Annotated in this window: 9 protein-coding genes; 8 read left to right on the top strand and 1 reads right to left on the bottom strand. The window is 42.5% G+C overall.

From position 1 onward, the window contains the following. Window positions 1-823: 823 nt before the first annotated feature. The 3 genes from JFC10_RS08340 to JFC10_RS08330 all read left to right on the top strand — a co-directional run bounded on the left by JFC10_RS08340 (window position 824) and on the right by JFC10_RS08330 (window position 3,854). Complete coding sequence (locus tag JFC10_RS08340; RefSeq protein ID WP_198332458.1) at window positions 824-2,110, top strand: tyrosine-type recombinase/integrase; 1,287 nt, start codon at window positions 824-826, stop codon at window positions 2,108-2,110. Between the two features lie 91 nt (window positions 2,111-2,201). Further along, window positions 2,202-3,518 carry an NAD(P)/FAD-dependent oxidoreductase gene (locus JFC10_RS08335; RefSeq protein ID WP_198332457.1) on the top strand — a complete coding sequence of 439 codons (1,317 nt, stop codon included), beginning with the start codon at window positions 2,202-2,204 and terminating at the stop codon, window positions 3,516-3,518. Between the two features lie 144 nt (window positions 3,519-3,662). Further along, on the top strand, window positions 3,663-3,854 hold the full coding sequence (locus JFC10_RS08330; protein WP_198332456.1) for a PAAR domain-containing protein: 192 nt from the start codon (window positions 3,663-3,665) through the stop codon (window positions 3,852-3,854). A 195-nt stretch (window positions 3,855-4,049) separates the two neighbouring features. Here the strand turns inward: JFC10_RS08330 and JFC10_RS08325 are convergent, their stop codons facing one another. Continuing rightward, window positions 4,050-4,952 (bottom strand): hypothetical protein, encoded by a 903-nt coding sequence (locus JFC10_RS08325; protein ID WP_198332455.1) that lies wholly within the window; start codon window positions 4,950-4,952, stop codon window positions 4,050-4,052. Window positions 4,953-5,185: 233 nt separating this feature from the next. Between JFC10_RS08325 and JFC10_RS08320 the strand changes: the two genes are divergently transcribed. From JFC10_RS08320 to prpC, 5 genes are all read left to right on the top strand, one after another. Continuing rightward, window positions 5,186-6,193, top strand: a complete 1,008-nt coding sequence (locus tag JFC10_RS08320; RefSeq protein WP_198332454.1) for a LysR family transcriptional regulator — start codon at window positions 5,186-5,188, stop codon at window positions 6,191-6,193. A gap of 286 nt (window positions 6,194-6,479) precedes the next feature. Then, entirely contained in the window at window positions 6,480-7,760 is a 1,281-nt protein-coding gene (locus JFC10_RS08315; protein WP_193011360.1) for an NRAMP family divalent metal transporter, read from the top strand. Between the two features lie 353 nt (window positions 7,761-8,113). Next, complete coding sequence (gene prpB / locus JFC10_RS08310) at window positions 8,114-9,007, top strand: methylisocitrate lyase (RefSeq protein ID WP_193011359.1); 894 nt, start codon at window positions 8,114-8,116, stop codon at window positions 9,005-9,007. Between the two features lie 93 nt (window positions 9,008-9,100). After that, window positions 9,101-9,742: a DUF2059 domain-containing protein gene (locus JFC10_RS08305; protein WP_198332453.1), complete on the top strand. Its 642-nt coding sequence runs from the start codon at window positions 9,101-9,103 to the stop codon at window positions 9,740-9,742. Between the two features lie 122 nt (window positions 9,743-9,864). Then, window positions 9,865-11,004 (top strand): bifunctional 2-methylcitrate synthase/citrate synthase, encoded by a 1,140-nt coding sequence (prpC, locus tag JFC10_RS08300; protein ID WP_198332452.1) that lies wholly within the window; start codon window positions 9,865-9,867, stop codon window positions 11,002-11,004. The last annotated feature ends 136 nt before the right edge of the window (window positions 11,005-11,140 follow it).

Genomic DNA, 11,140 nt, shown 5'->3' with positions numbered 1-11,140 from the left:
TTCATTGTCGTATTCTCTCAGAATGTTGAGTCTCCGACAATCCCGGGGCGGTTCACTAGCCTTGTTTGCTCCATTCTTAATATTATTTTCTAGGAATTTTGTTAACTCATTTTCAATGTCCATCTATACTCCTTGATTGAAGAATCGTTTAACATCTTATTCTATTCCATCTTAGTGCTTTATACACCACGAAAAGGCGTCTATACCATTAGACGCTACTCCCACTAAACAACTCTATCATTAAAAATTAATTGTAACCGATATAAGTCTAGCTTTATTAACTTTCATATCAGACCATCAGAAATTACTATTAATGCTATATATAGAAATTTCTTATGGAATAGCCACCCTACAAATTTGCACAGAACCATACCCATCACCCTACTTAACCAATTCTATGCACGTACGCGAGCATAATTTTTAGAAAAAAACCTCCTAATCCATTGCTAATTAAGGTGTTCAGACCATATTGAAACGAATCATCTGAATGTAAAACGATCATCAGTCGCTTTAACCCACTTATTTTTCTTAACACCTCTCCTAGCTAGCACGTTTTTCACTTATTATGGTTCCTTATGCTAAAATCATTCCCAAGGTTCACTTGGGGATGATTATCACCATAAACCTTACATTTAGAAGCTTTTGGTTATTTACGCTATAATTTAGGTGTCCATTTTAGTGTCCAATCACTTTGTATGTTTTGTATAAGACGCTTTTTTAGAAGCAATAAGACCTACGCAAGGTTCTTTCTCAACTTAAGCAAAAATCAATAACGCTCGTTCTCCTTATTTATCATCATTTGTACTAGTTACGGATATATATCATGGCTGTCGACACTGCATATGACATCAATAAGCTTGAATGCCGAGATAAGGACTACTCAGTAAGTGTGTCGGGTGTGGCAGGTTTGAGTATCCGTGTCTACCCAAACGGTAAAAAAGAGTACTACCTACGGTATTCTCATCCGCATATTGACGGTAAGCGGCCTAGAATGATGCTGGGTAAGGTAGATGATATCAGTCTATCTGAGGTGAAGTACCAAGCAGAGACGATACTTGCTATGGTCGCCAAAGGATCTGACCCCAAAGCGATTCAGCAAAAAGAGCAAGTAAATAAGTATGCGCACCTAAAAAACGCCACGTTTTCCGAGATTGCACAAGCGTGGCGAGACCATAAAACGTCAGGCCGTCATCACAGCAAATCTAAAAAGGCTGCGTTTAGCGAGTCGACTCTTAAATTTTGGGATTTGTGTTTGGGCTATATGTGCCATGATATTGGCAACTTAAGAATAAACGATATCACCAGCGAGATGATATTAAGTGTGTGCGAGGCGATTCAAAACAATAAAAACCAAGCCACCTTTGTTGGTGCCAGTACGCGGCTGTATACCGAAAAGGTCTTCTCATTTGCTGTCGCACGAGGATTGTGTGATAGAAATGTGGCAATTGATACGCGCGGCGAGCTAGCACCTGCCAACTCAGGCAATCACTTGCCAGCCATCACCAAACCGGATCAATTTGCAACGCTTTTGAGGGATATGTCTGACTTCAAAGGCGCAAGCAAAATGACTCTAGAGGCGATGAATTTACTACCGTATGTTTTCGTGCGTAGTATTGATTTACGCTCGATGCGCTGGCAGGACATCGACTGGGACAATAAACTATGGGCGTTCTCCCCTACCAAAGGCGAAGGGCGTGACGATATGGTCTCGCATTTGGTTGTGCCCTTAGCTACGCAAGTGATTGCGCGCTTACGACACATTCAGTCCATCACTGGTCATAACGAATACGTCTTTGCATCGACGCGCGCCTCAAGTAATCCTTATATCAGTAAAGCAGCACTGGTGCAGGTGTTTCATCGGCTCGGCTACAAAGATGTGCAATGTGCGCATGGCTTTCGAGCTTCCGCTAAAACTTTACTTATGGAGCAGCCTGAGCTGCGTTATTCAGACATCGTCACAGAGCTACAGCTGGGTCATAGAATCAAAGACACGCATGGTGGCGCTTACAATAGACTTGATGAAATAGATATCAGGGTAAAAATGATGCAAGACTGGGCAGATTATATAGATACGCTTCGGAGTCGTTTTAAGGCTAAGCAAGTACTATAATCAGTGCGTTATTGAATCAATGCTTTGTGATAAATTATTCTTTAACTACAACAAACAATAAAACAACCTGTTGATGATACGGAGTTCTTAGATGCAACAGATCAAAAGATTGCCAACCAAAGACGGTCAGCTTGGCTGGTTCGAGTCTGTCTCTTTCCAACGACCAATGCCAGTACAGCAAGCTAAAAAAAATGAGAATTTTGACATTATTATCGTCGGTGCTGGCTTCACAGGCCTAGCCACCGCTGGTCGTTTGGCTGAACTGCGGCCAGAAGCTCGCATCGCCCTTATTGATGCTATGGAGGTTGGCCAAGGTGCCTCTGGTCGCAATGCTGGGTTTATTATTGACCTACCTCACAACTTAGATCCAACAGAACCCGACGTGGAAGCAAATACCAAGGTTCGAGATTTAAACGGTTTTGCTATCCAGCGTTTAAAGCGTATACAGGAGCAGCAAGGGTTTGACGTTTGTTGGCATGAGGCTGGTAAATACTTAGCAGCTCACGAAGAAAAACATTTATCTGGTTTAACCGATTTTGTGAACACATTAGAGGCCATAGGAGAACCGTACGAAATCCTGAATGATGATGCTCTAGCAGAGAGATTGGGCACTCATTACTATAAGCGAGCTGTCTACACACCGGGCAATATACTGGTCAATCCAGCGGCCTTGGCTATCTCTGTGGCCAGTGCATTACCAAGCAATGTCACATTGCTAGAAAATACCGCAGTACATGAAATAGACTTAGCGAGTAAGGTCATCCAAACAGAAAAAGCGCGCCTCAGCGCCGATATTATAGTATTGGCCACCAATGCATTTACTGAAAAATTTGGTGTATCCCCTAACAGAGTAACACCGATATTCACCTATGCCAGTTTGACTCGCCCGCTGAATGATAGTGAAATGAAGGCTTTTCAAGGTATTTCACCTTGGGGGCTTACCTCTGCTCACCCTGCTGGCACCACGGTCAGATTGACATCGGATAAGCGGATTTTTATACGCAATACATTGAATTATCAGCCAGCTCTCTCCAGCACCGAAGCGTCACTTGATAAGGCAAAAATGAAGCATCGCCAGTCTTATCTGGCACGTTTTCCACAAGTGCCAGATGTTCCATTTGAGTACACGTGGGGTGGTATGATTTGTGTCACCATGAACCATGAACCTGTTTTTAAAGAACATGCACCTAACGTGTATGTGATTGCTGCTATGAATGGCGTTGGCGTGGCAAAAGGCACTTATCTAGGCAACTATATGGCAGAGTACATCTGCGGTAAGCAGAGTCCAGAGTTGGATTTTATTCTTGAGCATTCAGCGCCGAGCTGGATACCGCCCGACCCACTCCGTAGCGTTGGTGCACATATTCGGCTCTCTTATGAAGAGCATATGGCGAGAGGTGAGGTTTAGTGTTCAAAAACCTAACAATATACGGTGGTATTCGTTAAGAGATGTGCAGAAATATACTATGCATAGTTTATTGAACTACCAATATCTATATTATGTAGACCATCGATCTTGATGGTCTACAATTGAAGATATTTTAACAATCTTATGGTGATTAGTAGGTCACCACATACGACTCACAACAGTATTCCAATATCGCGTAAAGGCGATAAAGTCATCTGTAAAAAATGTAAAAAGGTGACGACTATTTTGACAGGGGACGCCTCGTTTATTGTCGATGGTGCACCCATTGCTCGCGCAGGAGATGTGACCAGCTGCGGTTCAGCAGTCGTTCTGTGAATCTGATTTTGAGGTGATGGGCGTTGAGCAGACAGCGCCTATGCAGTTTCCTAAGTCTGATCCAGAGAGTTTGTTTGCAAGCTTTGCAGCTTCTGACGATGAAATGTCTGATATTGTAAAAGAGGTTAGAAGTTAGCCAGGATCAGGCGGTCTTTTCTGCCTGTCCTGGCTAACTTGTGATCCAACAACTGGTAATTAGTCATCTGTTTCACGATATAAGGTACTCTGTGATTCTTCTCTAAAATCTTCGTACGTAATGGCTGCATCAGCTGCTGGCTTAGTCGTTGGCACTTCAGTAGCTTCTACTCTATTAATAACAGTATCTGAATTTCCATTGGCTGATTCATCTGGTTGCGATATCACTGTCGATTTGTCTACTACACCTGTATTAGCAGAAGACTGATTATCATCCGTAACCACCGTTTTTCCAGTGCTGACAGCTGGTGCTGTATCTGTTGTTGTTTTCGTCTCCACCCTATCGTTAACACTTGTCTCTGTACTAACCGTTTTCGTTGAGGTCGAAAGCACACCAGTAAAAATTAGTGTTGCTACAATAACGGCAATCAACAGTGAGCCAAAAATCATACCGATAATAAGAGGTTTTTTGCTACCTGCTTGTTTATTGGGTGACTTAACTGTTTTTGCCTTTCCTTCCTTGACGGCTTCTTTTTTTACTAATTTTTCTGAGTTTTTAGCGGCTAAGTCATTATTAGAAGTGTTTTTTTCATTTGTATTTGAATGATTGTATAGGGATTTATTAATACTGGTTATCGCAGTACGATCTGTAATCAACACCTCATCTTCATCTGAAAAATCTAAACTAATGCTCCCGCTTGAACCATCAGATACTTGTAGGTTGGCAAAACCCTCTAGCTCTACTGCGCTTAAAGGCTCATATGCAGAGAGTTTATTGGCATCTCCTAACTTTTTTAGGTCATCAGTATCAGTGTTGGCGTCATCATCATCTTCAGTATTCTGAACACGACTGATAAAACGTTCATAGATATTGTTATTGGTACGAGTACGCGATTTTTTATTGGCAATTTCAGCCAATTTCTCTTCAAAATCTGTACCAATATCGGTTTTTTTGTTGCTCATAAAACAATACCAAACCAGTTTATGCTACTGGTATTAAATGACTGCTAGAATGAAATTATGATATTTCTTGCTAAAGTGTAACAATATCGTTAGTAAACAATATAGTTACTCACCTCATTATCTTCAAGCACAATTTATTTGATAGCGACGATATTTGTAAAATATAGTCAAAATCATATAAAGGATATACTGAAAAATATAGAGACAATATAATAAATAATAGGTTTAAGCACATGGACTTAAAACAGCTTAATGCGTTTATTGCTATCGCAGATTCACGTAGCTTTAGTGCCGCAGCGACTAAAACTGGATTGTCACAGCCAAGCTTGAGTCGTCTACTTAAACAGCTTGAGACGGATATGGGTGTGGAGTTGGTCGATCGCTACCATAGACCGCTACATCTGACCGAAGCTGGTACATTCTTTTACGACAAAATCAGTGCCATATTGACAGAGATTGATACCGTCACCAGCATGACCCAGCGGCTATCTACGCCAAGCAGCATGCTAAACATTGGCTTTGTCCCGTCCGTGCTTTATGGGTTGCTTCCTGAAATTATTGCCATGCTAAAGCAATCCAATCCTGATATCGAAGTAAATCTCAAAGATATCAGCTCATATCAGCAAATAGAGGCACTAAAATCTGGTGAGATAGACATCGGTTTTGGGCGTTTTCCCCATCAAGACCCATGGATTCAACAAATACTGCTGCGTTATGAGCGTTATGTCGTCGCCTTGCCAAAAGCACATCACTTGGCCCATATACAAGAGCAGCGATTGATAGACTTAGCAAATAATCGCTTAATTCTCTACCATCAAACGCATTTGCCAATAGCGACGACCGTAAGTTCAACCAGCATAAAGCCAAATAATAATACAAAATCCAGAAGCGCTGATCCATCCGCACTCAGTGCGCCTATTACTGAGCCGTTGCTACACTTATTCGCACAATACGGTATTTCGCCTTTTATGACTACGACGGTGAGTGACTTGCAAGTAGCGCTAGGCTTGGTGGCGGCTGGTGAAGGCATTACGCTGGTGCCTGCCAGCTTAAAGACTGTGCGTACTGACCAAATCAGTTATCAACGTCTGGTACACGAAAACGTCACCTCCCCTATTTATCTACATACTCTTAAAGATTTCGTTCACCCCAGCATTTCTGATTTACTGAGCGCTATCTATCAAGTATATGAACAGCGCGGAATCACTTATCGACAGCAAAAATTTGTGTCACAGCCTTAAATTGTCAGATATTGGATGGATATTGTGTTATAAAGAACCGCCAAAAAATAATTAGCCTTAATGCTTGATATTAACGGATGATTATGCTAACTAACAAGAATAGTGATGCAAACAAATAGTAATAATAACTAGAATAATCATTCTCCTGAGTAGCTTTGGTGTGCTAAAGTCGATACAAGATGAATCGTTTTATATTTCAGTAGGTTATAAAACCATTCTCTAATGATCATTGGCAAGCTGACACAGGTAAGTGATAATTTGCCGTTTTAACCATTTCGAGGTATTCATGACCACACAACCACTCAATAATCCAAGTATCACTGACGATACCCCACAGCAAGAGGGCTTTAGCTGGCGCATCTTTGGCCCAGGAATTTTGATGGCAACCGCTGCTATCGGTGGCTCACATTTGATTTCATCGACACAGGCTGGTGCTATCTACGGCTGGCAACTGGCCATCATGATTATTTTGGCCAATGTTTTTAAGTATCCATTTTTTCGCTTTGCCACCGACTACGTTTACGATACTGGTGAGAGCTTGATTGCAGGCTACGCCAAACGCTCAAAGGTGTATCTTTGGGTATATTTTATTCTCTCCATTCTATCAGCCGTCATTAGTACTGGTGCAGTCTCGCTGATCGCTGCGGTGATATTAGGCTTTATGTTGCCCGCCTCACTTGGGCTATCGACGATGGCGTTGTCTCTAATTATCGTCGCAGTATCTTGGTTCTTTTTGATAGCAGGGCACTATAAGCTGCTCGATGGCGTGACTAAGTGGATTATGATTGCACTGACGACTGCAACTGTCGCGGCTGTGGTTATTGCCGCTGGCAAGCCAACGGTTATGGCAGCGGATTTTATTGCCGTATCCCCTTGGAATTTAGCGACATTGGGTTTCATTGTCGCATTGATGGGCTGGATGCCAGCACCGCTTGAGTTTGCCGCGATTACTTCTATGTGGACGTCGGCCAAAGTCAAAGCCGATCACACTACGCACAAGCAAGGCTTGTTGGATTTTAACGTCGGTTACGCCGTCTCAGCGATTTTGGCCTTATTTTTCTTATCATTAGGCGTATTTGTCCAGTATGGCTCAGGTCAAGAGATTGAGCTGGTCGGTGGTGCTTATATCAATCAGCTAATCAATATGTATACGGCAACCATCGGTGAATGGTCACGTCTATTGGTCGCTTTCGTCGCCTTTATGTGCATGTTTGGGACGACGATTACCTGTGCAGACGGTTATGGCCGTGCCAATGCTGAGTGTTGGCGCTTGCTAAAAGGTGAGAGCGAAATCAACAAAAAGCAGATCGCTTTTTGGACGACCTATGCTATCGGTGGCGGGCTAGTGATTATCACATTCTTCACTGGACAACTAGGCGCTATGCTCAAGTTTGCCATGATATCCGCATTTGTCTCAGCGCCTATCTTTGGCTGGTTAAACTACTCATTGGTCACAAAGCATAAAAAACTGTCAGTGGGTATGAATGCGCTCTCTATCGCAGGCTTAATATTCTTGGCGGGTTTTGCATTATTATTTTTGGCAAACCTTGCTGGGCTACTTGGCTAAACGTTAATTTAAAAAAATATCTTCCTACCATAAAAGCCCTTTTAGCTTAGCTACTAGGGCTTTTTTATACGCTTAAATCGCTAATCGACATAAATAGTCGCAACAGCTATTGTAAATAAATGTAAATAACGCGCTGTACATGTCGTTGCAAATTGAGCAATATGAATAATAGTTTGAGTAAACCACTACTTTTCAGATAATGCTATTCATATAATAAATAATGTTAATTATTATAAATATTATATTTAAATTTATTAATTAATATCACCTAAACAAAGCTTTGCCGTGAATGATTATTGGGTATAATCGAACACAACAACGATAATATTACCTCCCGATGCAAGGACACTCATATGACATTACCTTCAGCAGGCGCACGCTTTCGCAGTGCTCTAACTCAAAAAAAAGACAATAACCAGCCTTTACAGATTGCAGGTGCTATCAACGCTTATACCGCTATGATGGCAACCCAAGTCGGTCATCAAGCGTTGTATCTCTCTGGTGCTGGCGTGGCAAACGCTTCATTTGGCTTGCCTGATCTGGGCATGACCAGTCTTGATAATGTACTAGAAGATGCACGACGTATCACCGATGCGGTCGACACTCCTCTCCTGGTAGATATCGATACTGGCTTTGGCGGCGCGTTTAACATTGCTCAAACCATCAAAAAAATGGAGAAAGCAGGCGTTGCAGCGGTACATATCGAAGACCAAGTCGCGCAAAAGCGTTGTGGTCATCGCCCAAATAAAGAAATTGTTAGCATCTCAGAGATGGTCGATCGTCTAAAAGCCGCATTGGATGCCAAAACTGACACTGACTTTGTGGTCATGGCGCGTACTGATGCGCTATCAGTCGAAGGCTTAGACGCTGCTGTTGAACGTGCCGTTGCTTTTCAGGAAGCGGGCGCAGACATGATCTTTGCAGAAGCGCTCACAGATATCGAGATGTATCGTAAATTTACTGATGTACTCGACATTCCAGTACTAGCAAACATGACAGAGTTTGGTCAGACAGATCTATATACCACTGACCAGCTGTATGGCGTGGGTGTCGATATGGTGCTCTATCCACTATCAGCCTTCCGCGCGATGAACAAAGCAGCGTTGAACGTTTATCAGCATCTATTGACTGATGGCACACAAGAAAAAGTCGTCGATACCATGCAAACCCGCATGGAGCTGTATGATTTCTTAAACTATCATGAGTTTGAGCAGACACTAGACAAGCTATTTGCTGATAATAAGTAGTTAATGATTAGTCATTGGCAACTCCGATAGGATAAATCACCTTTGAGTGCTTTATCTTTTCGAAATCCGTCTTCATTTAATTTTAGGTTATTTATGTCATTTTTTACGTCTAATACTGTTGTCAAATCCTCACTACTTAGTAGCACGCTTGCTGCGCTGTTATTCATGACGGGCTGTGATAAAACACCAGAAACCGTTGAAGATACCACCAGTGATGCGAGCGACACTGCTGTTACCCAAGCTGCACCATCAGATACTGATGCCCAAAACGACTTGGTCATGACAACGATTACGCTAGATACCGTCAACAGCTTACTATTTGCACCAGTTATTAATAGTGGGGCACTTAGTGCAGAGCAAGTCAGCTGCCTTGAATCACGTGATAAGAATTTGGGTAAAGCGGAAGTTGATCGTTTTTATAAGAGTCAGTTTACCGATGCAGAGTTAAAAGAGTTAGATGACTTTTATACGTCAGATGTGGGGAAAAAGTTGATTGCTTTTGGCAATGAGCAATTGCGCGTCATGAATGGTGAAGAAGTTGCAACGCCAATGGCTGAACCTACTCCAGAAGAAATGACTGAGATTCAGACATTCATGGAGTCACCGCTGGGTGTGAAGTATATGAAGATCAATAATGCTGAAGGCGAAGGCAGCGCGATGGAAGTCTTGAATGGCCCTATCGAAGCTGAATTTAAGCGTTGTAATGTCGATTTAGATGGCCCAGAGGCTAAGTAGTATTTAACTGTAGTCAGTAATTCACTAATGAATGGATCACTGAACAAATTAATTATAAGAGCTCCCTTTATAAGTACTCCCTTTTTCAACTCAAAAAAGCTACCCACAAAAGGAATGTAAACATGGCAGCACAAAACCAATCAACAAAAGTATTGTCAGGCGCAGGTCTACGCGGACAAGTCGCTGGCAAGACCGCTCTATCTACGGTCGGCAAATCAGGCTCTGGTCTGACCTATCGCGGTTATGATGTATCAGAGCTGGCAGATAAATGTATTTTTGAAGAAGTGGCCTATTTGCTACTATACGGCAACTTGCCTACTCAAAGTGAACTTGATGCCTATCAAGCTAAGCTCAAAAGCTTGCGCAGTTTGCCGCAAGCGCTAAAAGACGTTCTTGAGCGTATCCCAGCCGACTCCCATCCAATGGATGTGTTACGTACTGGTTGCTCTATGCTTGGTAATCTTGAGACCGAAACTGACTTTGCTGAGCAAAACGATAAAGCTGATCGTATGTTGGCCACATTTCCATCGATCATCAACTACTGGTATCGTTTTACTCATGACAATGTGCGTATCGAGACTGATACGGATGACGCTACCATTGGCGGTCATTTTTTGCATTTGCTTAAAGGTGAAAAACCAAACGAGCTACACGAAAAAGTCATGAACGTCTCGCTTATCTTGTACGCAGAGCATGAGTTTAATGCCTCAACCTTTACCGCTCGTGTATGTGCATCTACTTTGTCTGACATTCATTCTTGTATCACCGGCGCAATCGGCTCACTACGTGGTCCATTGCATGGCGGCGCTAACGAAGCAGCGATGGATATGATTGAAGGTTTTAGCTCACCTGATGAAGCCGAAACCGAGATGATGGGTATGCTGGCACGTAAAGACAAAATTATGGGCTTTGGTCATGCTATCTATAGCGAATCAGATCCGCGTAACGTGGTGATTAAAGGTTGGGCTGAGAAGCTAGCCGCTGACGTTGGTGATGAAGTTTTATATCCAGTATCAGTACGCTGTGAAGAAGTCATGTGGCGCGAGAAAAAGCTATTCTGTAATGCTGACTTTTTCCATGCGTCTGCCTATCACTTCATGGGCATCCCAACCAAGTTGTTCACGCCTATTTTTGTCTGTTCACGCCTAACAGGCTGGGCCGCTCACGTATTTGAGCAACGTGCAAATAACCGTATCATTCGCCCAAGTGCAGAATATACAGGTGAAGAATTGCGTCCTGTGCCTGATATGAGTGCGCGTTAAGTTTATTATTAAATAGCTACTGTTAAGTGTTTATTGCTAAGTAATTATTATCAGCTAGCACTGCCGCTAGCTGATAGAAGTATGATGATTGAGCCTTGCTATGATCTTTCTAGGTTTAATCGTCATACGCTATCTT

The organism is Psychrobacter aquimaris, assembly GCF_016107525.1.
GTDB lineage: Bacteria > Pseudomonadota > Gammaproteobacteria > Pseudomonadales > Moraxellaceae > Psychrobacter > Psychrobacter aquimaris.
The sequence above is the reverse complement of the archived record's forward strand: the minus strand, read 5'-3'. Positions and strand labels throughout refer to the sequence as shown.